A 13,352-nucleotide genomic window follows, 5' to 3' on the forward strand; every position below is an offset into this window, starting at 1 on the left:
CGGGGAGGATCGCATGGAGGCCAGATTCGGCCCGGCGGGCAACGCCATCGCCTTTTCCCGGCAGTATAAGTCCTCTTTAGACGCCCCGGCCTGGATCGCCGGGCTTGGCCTGGACTGCTATGAGTATCAGTGCGGCAAGGGCGTCCACGTGGGCCAGGTCACGGCGGAGAAGCTGGGGGAGCGGGCCCGTCAGGCGGGGATAGCCCTGTCCCTCCACGCCCCCTATTTCATCAGCCTGTCCAACCCGGACCCGGAGATGCGGCGCAAGACGGTGGGCTATATCACCACCAGCTGCCTGGCCGCCCGGTGGATGGGGGCCACCCGGGTGGTAATCCACACCGGGGCCCTGCTCAAGCGCACCCGGCGGCAGGCCCTGGACATCGCCAAGGAGACGCTGCGCCAGTCCATCGCCGCCTGTGACGACCAGGGCTTTGGGGACATCACCCTGTGCCCGGAGACCATGGGCAAGATCAATCAGCTGGGCGACCTGGACGAGGTGCTGGAGCTGTGCCAGCTGGACGGGCGGCTGCTCCCCTGCATCGACTTCGGACATTTATACGCCCGCTCCCTGGGGGCGGATGACGGGGCGGAGGTCTTTGCCCGGATGCTGGACAAGGTGGCCTCGGCCCTGGGGCCTGAGCGGGCCGGGCGATTCCACAGCCACTTCTCCCGCATCGAGTTCACCCCCAAGGGGGGCGAGAAGTGCCACCGGACCTTTGCCGACCATGGGGGCTTTGGGCCGGACTGGGAGCCGCTGGCGGCGGAGATCGCCCGCCGGGGCTGGAGTCCCACCTTTATCTGCGAGAGCGCCGGCACCCAGGCCGAGGACGCCCGCACCATGAAAGACATCTATCGGGCCCAGCGGGCCCTGTACACCGGCCAAGGAGAGGAAGAGACCACATGAATCATTTGAAACAGATCGCGGAGAAGCTGCCCGAGTATGGCCTGGACGCCATGCTCATCACCAGCGAGGCCGGGGAGCGCTATGCCATCGGCTTCCACGGAGAGGGGCTGCTGCTCATCACCCGGACGGAGACCCACTACACCACCGACGGGCGGTATATCGAGGCCGCCCAGGAGCAGGTCCAGGGGGCGGACGTAAAGCTGGTCACCCGGGACAGCAGCCACCTGGCCCAGGCCCGGGCCTTTCTGGAGGAGCGGGGACTGCACAACGTGGGCTTTGAGAGCGGGAATATGACGGTGGACGCCCACCGGCGCTATAGCCAGGAGCTGCCCTGCATCCTCACCCCCGCCCAGCAGCTGCTGGACGACCTGCGCGCCAGCAAGGACGAGGAGGAGCTGGCGGTGATGCGCCATGCCCAGGAGATCACCGACGGGGCCTTTAAGGCGGTGCTGGACTTTATCCGCCCGGGCATGACGGAGCGGGAGATCGCCGCCCGTCTGGTGTATGAGATGATGCGCCGGGGGGGCGAGAAGGTCTCCTTCGACCCCATCGTGGCCGCCGGACCCAACGGCTCCCGGCCCCACGCCGTCCCCGGGGACCAGGTGGTGGATACGGGCATGTTCATCACCATGGACTTTGGCTGTAAGGTGGACGGCTATTGCTCCGACATGACCCGCACCGTGGCCATGGGAGAGCCCACCGACGAGATGGAGCAGGTCTATGCCACGGTTCTGGCCGCCCAGCGGGCGGGGATCAACGCCGCCCGGGCCGGGGCCACCGGCCGGGAGGTGGACGCCGCCGGACGGCAGGTCATCGCCGAGGCGGGCTATGGGGAGTATTTCACCCACAGCTTTGGCCACTCCCTTGGCATCGACATCCACGAGTCCCCCAACGCCAGCCCCAGCGAGACCCGGCCCCTGCCCGCCGGGGCGGTCATCTCCGCCGAGCCTGGCATCTACATCCCGGGCCGCTTCGGCGTGCGCATCGAGGACGTGCTGGTGCTGAAGGAGGGCGGCTGCGAGGACATCACCCGCTCCCCCAAGGACCTGATCGTCCTGTAAAGGGTCCCCGGAGCAGGGCGGAGGGCCGATTCTGTCAAAAACAGACAGAAAACTTTGCCCGAACGGCCCCGATTCCTAAGGATACCCTCTTGTCAAAGAGAAAAAAATAGGGTAGAATAAATTAGCTTAATCTATAAAAACAGTGGAGGATGATTCCAATGGCAACGATTACCGCAGGCGATTTCCGCAACGGCGTGACCTTCGAGATGGATGGCCAGGTCATGCAGGTCGTGGAATTCCAGCATGTTAAGCCCGGCAAGGGCGCGGCTTTTGTCCGCACCAAGATGAAGAACGTTCTCAGCGGCGGCGTGACCGAGACCTCTTTCAACCCCACCGCCAAGTTCGAGACCGCCTTTATCGAGCGCAAGGACGCCCAGTACAGCTATAACGACGGCGACCTGTACTACTTCATGGACCAGGAGACCTTCGACATGATCCCCGTGGCCAAGGCCGATCTGCCCAGCAGCTTCGACTTCGTCAAGGAGGAGACCATCTGCAAGCTCATGTTCTATAAGGAGAAGGTCGTGGGCGTGGAGGCCCCCAACTTTGTGGAGCTGGAGGTCACCCAGACCGATCCCGGCTTCAAGGGCAACACCGCCACCAACGTGACCAAGCCCGCCATCGTGGAGACCGGAGCCGAGATCAAGGTGCCCCTGTTCATCAACCCCGGCGACCGCATCAAGATCGACACCCGCAATGGCGGCGAGTATCTGGAGCGTTGTAAGGGCTAAACTAAGCGTCCAAGCCGCGTGAGCGGCGAATGCAATTCCGTGAGGCACAGCCTCAGAAAGGGAGATAGCTATGACGATTTCTGAAAAAGTTGCTTACCTGAAGGGGCTGGCCGAGGGCCTGAACCTGGACACCGAGAAGTCCAAGGAGGGCAAGCTCATCTCCGTGATGATCGGCATCCTGGAGGAGATCGGCCTGTCCATCGAGGACCTGGAGGAGAACACCCAGGCCCTGGGCGAGGAGATCGACGTGCTGTCTGACGACCTGTCCGACGTGGAAGACGTGGTCTTTGACGAGGATGAGGACGAAGACGAGGACGACGAGGATTATGACGACGACTGGTTCGAGGTGGAGTGCCCCACCTGCGAGGAGCCTCTGGTCATCGACGACAAGGCCCTGGCCGACGGCATGATCCAGTGCCCAAACTGCCACGACAAGTTCGCTCTGGATCTGAGCGACGACACCGTGGAGGCCGACGACGAGGAGTAATTTCCCCGCCGGATACAGACATCATAACGTCAACAGCCGCGCAGATTTTCGTCTGCGCGGCTGTTTTATGCTTAAAAATCGAACACTTTTTTTCGCAGGGCGGGGTTGCCCAGAATGGCCACATACCGGCGGAGGTTCGGCTCCTCCCGCTGGACCAGGCGGCCCAGCAGGACCAGCGCCGCCTGGAACCGGGGGTCGGTCTGGTGGGCGATGAAGTCGTAAAAGGCCTCCCGGAAGAAGGACTTTTTGTCGCATCCGGCGATGTTCTGGAACAGAGTCTTCAAAAATTCCTGGGGGGAGAGGGTGACGTGGATGCCATCCAGCTCCTGGGCCAGGCCGGCCATCCAGGCATTCATCTCGTCGGAGAAGTGGATGTCGCCGTCGGGCGTCCAGTAATAGGCCATGTCGTCCGGGTCCAGCTTCAGCCACTCCTGGGTGGAGATGGGCGGCACCGGGGGACAGGGGACGGGTGTGCGGTCAGTGACGTCGCGGAGGGGGAGAATGTCATGCAGCTTGTCCAGATAGGGGAAGACCTCCAGATCGAAGACCATGGCCACAAAGACGGCGGCATAGGCCCGGTTGGGGAGGGCGAACAGCAGGGGCAGTTCGTCCCCCGTCTCTTTGGCCAAGGCGCGCAGGTCCTCCTCGGGCATGAGGAGATAGCGCTCGGCCTGCTTCAGCGTCCCGCCCTTGGCGCGGAAGTCCACCAGGGCGTCGTAGAGATAGTTGTGATCCAGGCAGTGCTGCATGTCGTGCTTGCCGGAGGCGAGGATCTTCCGGCGGGTCTCCGGGTCACGGGCCAGCGCCTCGTTTTCCTTTAACCGCTTTTTCATGTCAGGGGCGCTGGACACGATGCCATAAAAGACGAGGTCGTTGATGTCAACGTTTTTCTCCAGCCCCTGGTCCCAGATCAGAGCGGTCAGGTTTTTGTTGTCGCGCAGGAGAGACTCACGGTCCTCCTCCATCAGCAGCTTATAAAACTTCCACATCTGGGTGTCCCGCCAGTTGGTGAACTGGGTGCCCAGCACATAGTTGATCCAGCCGATGAAGCGGCCCTCATACAGCAGCCGGCTCTCCAGGGTGGCGGCGCTGAAGCTCTTGCAGTATAGAGAGGTATACACCCCCATGGCCAGCGCCACCGCATGAAACTGCCGGTAGCCGATCTTGCCGCAGGCGAAGCGGCCATTTTTGGCGTCCAGGGACCAGCTCTCCCAGCAGTCGTCCTCAAAGTAGTTATAGCAGCCGTAGGCCCGGCCCTCCTCGTCCAGCTCGGGGGGATGGAGCAGATAGATCTGGTGCCCGAACATAGATGTGGGCTCAGCGATCAGCATCCCTCCGGCCCGCAGCAGCTTTAAGGCCCCCTGGGCAAACTCCTCCCGGCGCTCCTCCGGGATGTCCATCTCTCCTAAGAAATATGAAAAGGTTCCCATGCGCTTGCATCCTCCTGATACGATTTGATAAAGCCGCGGATGAGCCGCGTCACATAGTGCTGGGGGGATATCCCCAGCTTGGCGCAGCCCTGGCGGATAAGCTGAAGGGTCTCCTCCTCCAGCTCCAGGTCGGTGGACACGGTGTGGTCCAGAAAGCGGTCCAGGGCAAAGTGACACAGGGAGCGCTGATGCTCCTTGAGATAGGCCGCCATGGCCTGGCGCTCCGGCTCGGAAAAGCCGTCATACTCCTCCCACCACACGCCGGGGATAAGGGCCAGGGCCTCCCGCCCGCCTTGGACGAACAGGACCATGGCTGCGCCGTTTTCCATCAGCCCAGAGCAATAGACCCGGACGTCCTCCCCCTGATCGCCATAGAAATAGAGTGTGCGCTCCCTGCGCCGCAGGGCGTCTTCCACGGTAAACTCCCCCATTCTTTTGTTCGTTGAGGCCAGTATAGCCCCTTTTGCCCCGGCTGTAAATGAAGCGGTGCTTCAAAATGCCCCGGCGTTTTTCTGCCGCCGACCCCTTCAAATTTTCCGGCAAGTCTGGTATAATAATGGTTCAAGAATTGTATTTTGGAGGTCCCTATGGATCGTTTTGAATGCTTGCAACAGGAGCTGGCCCGGCGGTGCCCTGACTTAGAGGTGCGCGCAGGCGAGCCTATGTCCCGGCACACGTCCTTCCGCATCGGCGGCCCGGCCCGGCTGATGGCCCTGCCCAAGTCGCCCGCCCAGGCCAAGGCCGCTGTTCTGGCCGCCCGGGAGGCGGACATCGTCCCCTTCTTCCTGGGCAACGGCTCTAACCTGCTGGTGCCCGACGAGGGAGTGGAGCGTTTTCTCATCCAGCCCGCCGGGCGGTACGCCGCCGACCCGCTGAACCGGGTTTGGGAGGAGAACGGCCAGCTGTGCGCCGGGGGCGGCGTGTCCCTGGCCATGCTGGCCAGTGCCGCCCTGGGACGGAATTTGACGGGGCTGGAGTTTGCCTCCGGCATCCCCGGCTCGGTGGGGGGCGCGGTGGTGATGAACGCCGGGGCCTATGGCGGGGAGATGGCCCAGGTGCTGGTCTCCGTCACCGCCCTGGATCTGGATGGGAACATCCAGACCATCCCCGCCGAACACTGCGGCCTGGGCTATCGGAAAAGCATCTTCTCCGACGGGCAGCGCCTGGTGCTGGAGGCCCGCTTTCAGCTGGAGAGCGGCGACCCGGACGCCATCCGCGCCCGGATGGACGAGTTGGCTGCCAAGCGGAAGGAAAAGCAGCCCCTGGAGTATCCCAGCGCCGGGTCCATGTTCAAGCGGCCCGAGGGCTATTTTGCCGCCGCCCTCATCGACCAGTGCGGCCTGAAGGGCTTTACAGTGGGCGGGGCCCAGGTGTCGGAAAAGCACGCAGGCTTTGTGGTCAACCGGGGGGGTGCCACCTGCGCCGACGTGCTGGAGCTGGTGCGCCAGGTGCAGGCCCGGGTGCTGGAGCAGACCGGGGTGACCTTGAAGATGGAAGTGAAAGTGCTGCGCTAAAGGGAAAATCCTATCCAGAGCGTATAAAAGGGGAGAAAAATCATGGAATTTGTGATCATTTCCGGCCTGTCCGGGGCGGGGAAGAGCAAGGCGGCCTCCTTTATGGAGGACATGGACTTCTTCTGTGTGGACAATCTACCTGCCCCCCTCATCCCCAAGTTTGCCGAGCTGGGCATGGCCGGGTCGGGGGAATATGACCGGGTGGTGCTGGTGACGGACATCCGGGGGGGCACCAACTTTGGCAGTCTGTTCCAGGCCCTTCAGGACCTGACGGACATGCAGTGTGAGTATCACATCCTGTTCATGGAGGCGGCCACCGAGGTCATCATCAAGCGGTATAAAGAGACCCGCCGCAGCCACCCCCTGGCCGAGGAGTGCGACAGTCTGGAGCAGGCCATCGAGCTGGAGCGGAAGATGCTCGCCCCCCTGCGGGAGCGGGCGGACTATGTCATCGACACCTCTAACCTGTCCACCGCCAAGCTGAAGGGGGAGCTGCGCCGCCTGTTTGCCAAGAGCGGCTCGGCCCAGGGCCGGATGGACGTGCGGGTCAGCTCCTTCGGCTTTAAATACGGCATCCCCATGGAGGCCGACCTGGTCTTTGACGTGCGCTTTCTCCCCAACCCCTATTACGTGGCCGAGCTGCGGCCCATGACCGGCCTGGACGCCCCGGTGCGGGACTATGTGTTCCAAAGCCCGGTGACCGACGAATTCTTGTCCCGGCTGGGGGACTTTGTGGGCTGGCTGCTGCCCCGGTATGAGGAGGAGGGCAAGACCGCCCTGGTGGTGGCCGTGGGCTGTACCGGGGGGCACCACCGCTCCGTGGCCGTGGCCCACGCCCTGGCCGATCTGGTCCGCCGGGCGGGCTTCCCTGTGTCGGAGAGCCACCGGGACCTGGGCCGGAACTGAACACACTGGGAGAGGAGCCGAGCTATGGCTGAACTGTCCGTGAACCCCCAGCAGTGGGAGCGGGGGCCCAAGATCGTCGCCGTGGGCGGCGGCACGGGTCTGTCTACTATGCTGCGGGGCCTGAAAAAATACACAAAAAATCTCACCGCCGTGGTGACGGTGGCCGACGACGGCGGCGGGTCCGGGATGCTGCGCCGGGACATGGGCATGCCGCCCCCGGGGGATATCCGCCATTGCATGGAGGCCCTGGCCAACACCGAGCCCATCATGCAGAAGCTGCTGACCTATCGCTTTACCGAGGGGTCGTTGGCCGGACAGTCCTTCGGCAACCTGATCTTGGCCGCTCTGAACGGGGTCACCGGCTCCTTTGAGGAGGCGGTGAGCCAGATGAGCCAGGTGCTGGCCATCACCGGCCAGGTCATCCCTGTCACCAGTGCCAACGTGCAGCTGGAGGCCGTGTTTGAAAACGGCGTCCGGGTGGTGGGGGAGTCGAAAATTTACCACGTGAAAAAGGAGCAGGACTGCCGCATCGCCCACGTGGCCCTGATCCCGAAGCACCCCGCCCCCCTGCCCGCCGCCCTGGCGGCCATCCGGGAGGCGGACCTGATCCTGCTGGGGCCGGGGAGCCTCTATACCAGCGTCATCCCCAATCTGCTGGTGGACGGGGTGGCCCAGGCCATCGCCCAGTCGGACGCGCCGAAAATTTATGTGTGCAACATCATGACCCAGGAGGGGGAGTCGGAGGGCTATACCGCCGCCGACCATCTGGAGGCCCTGCTGGCCCACGGCTGTCCCGGTTTAGTAGACCTGTGTCTGGCCAACTCCACCCCCATGCAGCCCGGTCTGGTGGAGAAATATCAGGCAGAGGGGGCCGCCCCCCTGGTCATTGACCGGGAGCGCATCGCCGCCTTAGGGCTGGAGCTGGTGGAGCGGCCCGTGGCCGCCCATCATGGTGACTTTGCCCGCCACGACCCGGACAAGCTGGCCGAGGCCCTGCTGGAGATCTACCGCCGCCGTGCGGTGCGCATCTTCCGGGGGGCGCGGCGCTATATTTTGGAGGAGTGACCCATGTCCTTTTCATCAGAGGTGAAGCAGGAGCTTTGCCGCGTCCCGCTGAGCCGAAAATGCTGCGCCCAGGCCGAGTGCTATGGGGTGCTGCTCTATTGCAATACCTTCTCCCCCAGAGAGATCCGGGTCATCACCGAGAGCGACCCCTTTGCCCAGCGCCTGCCCCAGCTGCTGCGCCGGGCCTTCCGCTTCTCCTTTGACCGCCTGCCCGACGGGGAGGGCAAGCACATCTTCGCCGTGGAGGACCCGCGCAAGCTGTCCGCCGTGCAGCAGCTGCTGGGAGGAGACGACCGGGCCCCGGCCCTGCACATCAACTTCGGCGTGCTGGAGGAGCCCTGCTGCCGGGCGGCCTTCCTCCGGGGGGCATTCCTGGCCGGGGGGTCCGTCACCGACCCGCGAAAGGGCTATCATCTGGAGCTGACCACCTCTCACCTGAGCGTGGGCCGGGAGATGCTGGCCCTCATGCGGGAGATGGGTTTAGAACCCAAGGCCGCCCAGCGGAAGGGCAACTCCGTGGTCTATTTCAAGCAGAGCGACCGCATCGAGGACCTGCTCACCTCCATCGGGGCGCCCCTGTCCGCCATGGAGGTGATGAATGCCAAGCTGGAGAAGGACCTGCGGGGCAGCGTGAACCGCCGGGTGAACTGTGATGCCGCCAACCTGGACAAGGCGGTGGAGGCGGCCATGACCCAGGTGGAGTCCATCCGCCGGTTAGAAGACCAGGGCCGCCTGGCCCTGCTGCCGGAGAAATTGCAGGAGACGGCCTCCCTCCGCCTGGCCCACCCGGAGGACACCCTGTCCCAGCTGGCCCAGCGGTATGACCCGCCCATCACCAAGTCCGCCCTGAACCATCGCCTGCGCAAGCTGGTGGAGCTGGCCAAGGCGGAGCCGGAGAAATGAACATACCAGGCGGCTGCCGGGGCTGGCAGCCGCCGTTTTTATGAAAGCAGGTGTTGATAGATGGCCTATTTTCCCTTTTTTGTGGACCTGGAAGGCCAAAGGGGGCTGATCGTGGGCGGGGGGACGGTGGCCCTGCGGAAGGCGGAGAAGCTGCTGCCCTATGGCCCCGCCCTGACGGTGGTGGCCCCGGAGCCTGTTTCGGAGCTGGCCGCCCTGCCCGTAGAATTGACCCGCCGGGAGTTCCAGCCGGAGGACCTGGACAGGGCCGATTTCGTCATCGCCGCCACCGACAATGAGGAGGAGAACCACCGGATCTCCGCCCTGTGCCAGGGACGAAAAATTCCGGTGAATGTGGTGGACGATAAAGAGGCGTGCAGCTTTCTCTTCCCCGCCCTGGTGCGGCGAGGGAACCTGTCCGTGGGTGTCTCCACCGGGGGCAGCAGCCCCACTGCCGCCATCTGGCTGAAAGAGCAGATCGAAGGGCTGCTGCCCGAGCAGACAGAAGAAATTTTGACCTGGCTGGAGGAGCAGCGGCCCCTTTTAAAGGAGCGCCTGCCGAATCAGCGGGCGCGGGCGGCCTGCTTTGCCCGGCTGTTCGCCGCCTGCCTGGAGCGGGGGCGGCCATTGACGGAGGAGGAGCGGGACAATGTCTGAACAGAAGTTGGGCCGGGTCTATCTGGTGGGGGCCGGGTGCGGCAGCGCCGACCTGATCACCCTGCGGGGAAAGCGGCTTTTGGAACAATGCGACGCGGTGGTGTATGACGACCTCATCGACCCGAGTCTACTGGACCTGGCCCCCATCGGGGCGGAGCGGCGCTATCTGGGCAAGCGGTGCGGCAAGCACTCCGCCCCCCAGGGGGATATCTCCGCCGCCCTCATCGCCCTGGCCCAGGCGGGCAAGACGGTGGTCCGGCTGAAGGGGGGCGACCCCTTCGTCTTTGGCCGGGGCGGGGAGGAGTTGCTGGCCCTGAACCGGGCGGGGGTCCCCTGTGAGGAGGTTCCGGGGATCACCTCTGCCGTGGCCATCCCCGCCGGGGCGGGCATCCCCGTGACCCACCGGGGCTTAAGCCGCAGCTTCCATGTCATCACCGGCCATACCGCCCACACCCCCGACGGCCTACCCGAGAACTTTGCTGCCCTGGCCCGGTGCGGGGGGACGCTGGTGTTCCTCATGGGCCTGGGGCATCTGGAGGTCATTGCCCGCCGCCTGATGGAGGAGGGCCGGGCCCCGGACACCCCCGTGGCCGTGGTGTCCGGGGGGAACAGCGCCCACCCCGCCGACGTGCGGGGCACCCTGGCGGACATCGCCCGGCTTGCACGGGACGTGCAGGCCCCCGCCGTCATTGTGGTGGGGGAGGTGGCCGCCCTGCGCCTCACCCAGGGGGAGCGCCGCCCCCTGGCGGGCCTGCGGGTGGGCTGCGCCGGGACGGGGGAGCTGGTCCAGGCCCAGCGGGAACTGCTGGAGCCCCTGGGTGCCCAGGTGGTCTGGACGACCCGGCTGGGGTTAGAACCCCTGGAGCCGCCGGAGCTGCGCCCCCTGCTGGAGGAGGACCGCCCCCAGTGGCTGGTGTTCACCAGCGCCCGGGGAGTGGAACGGTTCTTCTGTCTGCTGGGGCAGTATCGCCTGGACCTGCGGCGGCTGGGCAAGTGTAAGCTGGCCGCCATCGGCCCCGCCACCGACCGGGCACTGGAGGACCGGGGGCTCTATCCCGAAGTGTGCCCGGCGGGCCGCACGGGGGAAGCGTTGGCCCGGGCGTTGACGGAGACGGTCCGTCCGGGGGAGCGGGTACTGCTGCTCCGCTCCGCCCAGGGTTCCCCAAAGCTGGCCCAGGCGCTGGAAGAGGCGGGGCTGGAGGTGCGGGACCTGGCGCTGTACACCGCGAAGGCCCTGCCGGGACCGGAGCCATTGCCGGAACTGGACGTGCTCACCTTCGGCAGCGCCGGGGGCGTGAGGGCTTTCATAGAACAGTACGGCCCTGTGGCCATCCCCGCCATAGCCATCGGCCCCGTCACCGCCCGGGCACTGGAACGGGCCGGGATGCCTGTGCAGATGGCCCCGGAGATCTCCGCCCAGGGGCTGGCCCAGGCCGTGGGGAAGTGGGCGGAAGAGAAATGACAATATCCCGCTGTGCTTGTGCGGCGCAGCGGGATAAATTTTAAATCAGAAAAATAAAATTAAACCTTGACTTTAATAATGTTAAAGATTATACTAAAGCCACACAGAGAGGAGGGGAACAGATGGCGTTGGAGACGCTGCCGGAGTGGATGACCGGCCTGGAGGAGGAGGACGCAGTCTTTCTGAAAAAGTTTGTGCTGGCCTCCGGCTCGTTAAAGGAGGTGGCGGGGGAATACGGCGTGACCTATCCCACGGTGCGGCTGCGGCTGGACCGGGTCATCCAGAAGATCCGCATGGCGGAGGATGTGGCCGCCGACCCCTTTATCGCCACCGTAAAGCGGCTGGCCATCAACGAGCGGCTGGACCTGGACACGGCCAAGCTGCTTATTGCGGAGTATAAAAAGACCCGGCCCCCGGAGCATGGCCCGGGCCGGGACAAGTGAGGAGGACGAGATTATGATGATGGCTTCTATCGTGACCCTGCCCGTGCTGGTATTCACCATGTGTCTGGCCCTGCTGCCCATCGCCCTGTTGGTGGTGCTGCAGGTATTCCTGTGCCGAAAGAGCAGAAAGCTGGGGCTGATCCTGCCCGTGCTGTCCCTGGTGCTGTCCTTTGTGCTCACCAGCGTGGCCCTGATCAACTGCGTTACCCCGGCGGCGGCGGCCACCATGACCACAGTGGACGAAAACGGCCAGATGGTGGAGGAGGTCATCCCCCAGCCTGACTTCTATCCCCCCACCGGGGGCGAGATCGCCGCCCTGGTGGCCCTGTTTCTCACCTGCAACATCCCCACGGCGGCCTTTGGCGGCATCTGGCTCTATTACAAGAACCGCCACGACTTTCAGGACGGCCTGCGGCGGATGAACATTCAGGACTTAGAGTGAATCAAGTAAAAAACGCTCCCGCTTCCGGTGTAGCAGCCGGAAACGGGAGCGTTTTTGTTGTGATCTGTTATAAGATCTCGGCATCGGGCACCTGCTGGATGTTGTGCTTTTTCGCGTAGCCGGTGAGGATCAGGGTCAGGGCCCCGTCGCCGGTGATGTTGCAGGCGGTGCCAAAGCTGTCCTGAAGGGCGAAGATGGTCAGCATCAGGGCGGTGCCGTTGTTGTCAAAGCCCAGCACGCTGGTGATCAGGCCCAGAGAGGCCATCACCGTGCCCCCGGGCACGCCGGGAGCGCCCACGGCGAACACGCCCAGCAGCAGACAGAACAAGATCATGGTTCCCGGGGCGGGCAGCACGCCATAGAGCACCTTGGACACGGTCATGACGAAGAAGACCTCCGTGAGGACGGAGCCGCACAGGTGGATGTTGGCGAACAGGGGGATGCCGAAGTCCACCAGGTCCCGGCGGAGGACGGAGGATTTTCTTGCCCCGTCCAGGGCCACAGCCAGGGTGGCGGCGGAGGACATGGTGCCAACGGCGGTGAGATAGGCCGGGCCATAGTGGCGCAGCACCTGCCAGGGGTTTTCACCGGAATAGACCGCCGCCAGACCATACAGCACCGCCAGCCACAGATAGTGCCCCACCAGCACGATCAAAATGACCAGCAGGAACACGGGCAGCTGCCGGGTGATGGAGCCCTCGTAGGCCAGGCCGCAGAAGGTGCCGGCGATGAAGAAGGGCAGGATGGGGATGATGATCCGGGTGACCACCTCCAGCACGATATGCTGGAACTCCTCCAGCAGGCGGATGATGGTGCCCGCCTGGGTCCAGGTGGCGGCCAGACCGATGAGCACGGAGAACACCAGGGCAGAGATCACCGGCATGATGGGGGAGATCTCCAGCTGGAACAGCAGCTCCGGCGCAGTGCGCAGCCCTTCAGCAGAGGACTGGATGGACATGCCTGGGATGAGGACGAAGCCCGCTCCGGCGGACAGCAGGGCGGCGCACACCGACGAGGTGTAGGCCAGGACCAGGGACAGCCCCAGCATCCGGGAGGCGTTGCTCTTCAGCCGGGTGATGGAGGGGGCGATGAAGCCGATGACGATGAGGGGCACGCAGAAGGTGATGAGGGAGCCCAGCAGATTCTTGAGGGTGAGGATGACCTGCATCACCGTCTCCCCCAGGCCACCGGCCATCTCGCTGCCCGCCCAAAGCCCCACCAGGATACCGGCCAAAACGCCCAGCACCAGGCGGGCAGGCAGACTGCCCAGCAACTTTTTCATAATGATACACAACCTTTTTTCTTCTCTTCTCTCGGGTCCCTGTTTTCGGGACACGCTGCCCATTGTAT

15 protein-coding genes are annotated in these 13,352 nt (G+C 64.4%); 12 read left to right on the plus strand and 3 right to left on the minus strand.

The annotated features are described in order from the left end of the window. The first annotated feature begins 13 nt into the window (after positions 1-13). The 4 genes from ACSAMP_RS16030 to ACSAMP_RS16045 all read left to right on the plus strand — a co-directional run bounded on the left by ACSAMP_RS16030 (position 14) and on the right by ACSAMP_RS16045 (position 3,183). Complete coding sequence (locus ACSAMP_RS16030; protein WP_457801088.1) at positions 14-904, plus strand: TIM barrel protein; 891 nt, start codon at positions 14-16, stop codon at positions 902-904. After that, complete coding sequence (locus tag ACSAMP_RS16035; RefSeq protein WP_457801021.1) at positions 901-1,965, plus strand: aminopeptidase P family protein; 1,065 nt, start codon at positions 901-903, stop codon at positions 1,963-1,965. Before ACSAMP_RS16030 ends, ACSAMP_RS16035 begins: the two co-directional genes overlap by 4 nt. A 158-nt stretch (positions 1,966-2,123) precedes the next feature. After that, complete coding sequence (efp, locus tag ACSAMP_RS16040; RefSeq protein WP_147562198.1) at positions 2,124-2,696, plus strand: elongation factor P; 573 nt, start codon at positions 2,124-2,126, stop codon at positions 2,694-2,696. 70 nt (positions 2,697-2,766) lie between these two features. Further along, on the plus strand, positions 2,767-3,183 hold the full coding sequence (locus ACSAMP_RS16045) for a CD1247 N-terminal domain-containing protein (protein ID WP_441796143.1): 417 nt from the start codon (positions 2,767-2,769) through the stop codon (positions 3,181-3,183). A 71-nt stretch (positions 3,184-3,254) separates the two neighbouring features. Here ACSAMP_RS16045 and ACSAMP_RS16050 read toward each other — a convergent pair whose 3' ends face one another. After that, a complete protein-coding gene (locus tag ACSAMP_RS16050; protein ID WP_457801022.1) occupies positions 3,255-4,613 on the minus strand; it encodes a hypothetical protein in 1,359 nt (452 codons plus the stop codon). Next, the gene (locus ACSAMP_RS16055) at positions 4,589-5,029 is read right to left on the minus strand and encodes a hypothetical protein (RefSeq protein WP_441796141.1); all 441 of its coding nucleotides are present in this window, start codon (positions 5,027-5,029) and stop codon (positions 4,589-4,591) included. Before ACSAMP_RS16055 ends, ACSAMP_RS16050 begins: the two co-directional genes overlap by 25 nt. A 171-nt stretch (positions 5,030-5,200) precedes the next feature. Between ACSAMP_RS16055 and murB the strand changes: the two genes are divergently transcribed. The 8 genes from murB (at position 5,201) to ACSAMP_RS16095 (ending at position 12,002) form a co-directional block, all read left to right on the plus strand. Beyond that, positions 5,201-6,127, plus strand: a complete 927-nt coding sequence (gene murB, locus ACSAMP_RS16060) for a UDP-N-acetylmuramate dehydrogenase (protein WP_441796140.1) — start codon at positions 5,201-5,203, stop codon at positions 6,125-6,127. A gap of 42 nt (positions 6,128-6,169) precedes the next feature. Next, entirely contained in the window at positions 6,170-7,033 is an 864-nt protein-coding gene (rapZ, locus tag ACSAMP_RS16065) for an RNase adapter RapZ (RefSeq protein ID WP_441796139.1), read from the plus strand. 24 nt (positions 7,034-7,057) lie between these two features. After that, positions 7,058-8,098: a gluconeogenesis factor YvcK family protein gene (locus ACSAMP_RS16070; RefSeq protein ID WP_457801023.1), complete on the plus strand. Its 1,041-nt coding sequence runs from the start codon at positions 7,058-7,060 to the stop codon at positions 8,096-8,098. 3 nt (positions 8,099-8,101) lie between these two features. Then, entirely contained in the window at positions 8,102-9,001 is a 900-nt protein-coding gene (gene whiA, locus ACSAMP_RS16075) for a DNA-binding protein WhiA (RefSeq protein ID WP_441796137.1), read from the plus strand. A 60-nt stretch (positions 9,002-9,061) separates the two neighbouring features. Further along, complete coding sequence (locus tag ACSAMP_RS16080; RefSeq protein ID WP_457801024.1) at positions 9,062-9,655, plus strand: precorrin-2 dehydrogenase/sirohydrochlorin ferrochelatase family protein; 594 nt, start codon at positions 9,062-9,064, stop codon at positions 9,653-9,655. Beyond that, complete coding sequence (gene cobA / locus ACSAMP_RS16085) at positions 9,648-11,117, plus strand: uroporphyrinogen-III C-methyltransferase (RefSeq protein ID WP_457801025.1); 1,470 nt, start codon at positions 9,648-9,650, stop codon at positions 11,115-11,117. The genes ACSAMP_RS16080 and cobA overlap by 8 nt, the downstream gene beginning before the upstream one ends. A 122-nt stretch (positions 11,118-11,239) precedes the next feature. Then, a complete protein-coding gene (locus ACSAMP_RS16090) occupies positions 11,240-11,560 on the plus strand; it encodes a DUF2089 family protein (RefSeq protein ID WP_457801026.1) in 321 nt (106 codons plus the stop codon). Positions 11,561-11,573: 13 nt separating this feature from the next. Further along, positions 11,574-12,002, plus strand: a complete 429-nt coding sequence (locus ACSAMP_RS16095) for a hypothetical protein (protein WP_457801027.1) — start codon at positions 11,574-11,576, stop codon at positions 12,000-12,002. Positions 12,003-12,069: 67 nt separating this feature from the next. Here the strand turns inward: ACSAMP_RS16095 and ACSAMP_RS16100 are convergent, their stop codons facing one another. Next, positions 12,070-13,284, minus strand: a complete 1,215-nt coding sequence (locus ACSAMP_RS16100) for a dicarboxylate/amino acid:cation symporter (RefSeq protein WP_457801028.1) — start codon at positions 13,282-13,284, stop codon at positions 12,070-12,072. Positions 13,285-13,352 lie beyond the last annotated feature (68 nt).

The organism is Flintibacter sp. SJQ-8 (genome assembly GCF_054108085.1).

Coding starts and splice junctions, on each gene's coding strand:
- ACSAMP_RS16030 (WP_457801088.1), top strand. CDS start 14: ATGGAGGCCAGATTCGGCCCGGCGGGCAACGCCATCGCCTTTTCCCGG.
- ACSAMP_RS16035 (WP_457801021.1), top strand. CDS start 901: ATGAATCATTTGAAACAGATCGCGGAGAAGCTGCCCGAGTATGGCCTG.
- efp (WP_147562198.1), top strand. CDS start 2,124: ATGGCAACGATTACCGCAGGCGATTTCCGCAACGGCGTGACCTTCGAG.
- ACSAMP_RS16045 (WP_441796143.1), top strand. CDS start 2,767: ATGACGATTTCTGAAAAAGTTGCTTACCTGAAGGGGCTGGCCGAGGGC.
- ACSAMP_RS16050 (WP_457801022.1), bottom strand. CDS start 4,613: ATGGGAACCTTTTCATATTTCTTAGGAGAGATGGACATCCCGGAGGAG.
- murB (WP_441796140.1), top strand. CDS start 5,201: ATGGATCGTTTTGAATGCTTGCAACAGGAGCTGGCCCGGCGGTGCCCT.
- rapZ (WP_441796139.1), top strand. CDS start 6,170: ATGGAATTTGTGATCATTTCCGGCCTGTCCGGGGCGGGGAAGAGCAAG.
- ACSAMP_RS16070 (WP_457801023.1), top strand. CDS start 7,058: ATGGCTGAACTGTCCGTGAACCCCCAGCAGTGGGAGCGGGGGCCCAAG.
- whiA (WP_441796137.1), top strand. CDS start 8,102: ATGTCCTTTTCATCAGAGGTGAAGCAGGAGCTTTGCCGCGTCCCGCTG.
- ACSAMP_RS16080 (WP_457801024.1), top strand. CDS start 9,062: ATGGCCTATTTTCCCTTTTTTGTGGACCTGGAAGGCCAAAGGGGGCTG.
- cobA (WP_457801025.1), top strand. CDS start 9,648: ATGTCTGAACAGAAGTTGGGCCGGGTCTATCTGGTGGGGGCCGGGTGC.
- ACSAMP_RS16090 (WP_457801026.1), top strand. CDS start 11,240: ATGGCGTTGGAGACGCTGCCGGAGTGGATGACCGGCCTGGAGGAGGAG.
- ACSAMP_RS16095 (WP_457801027.1), top strand. CDS start 11,574: ATGATGATGGCTTCTATCGTGACCCTGCCCGTGCTGGTATTCACCATG.
- ACSAMP_RS16100 (WP_457801028.1), bottom strand. CDS start 13,284: ATGAAAAAGTTGCTGGGCAGTCTGCCTGCCCGCCTGGTGCTGGGCGTT.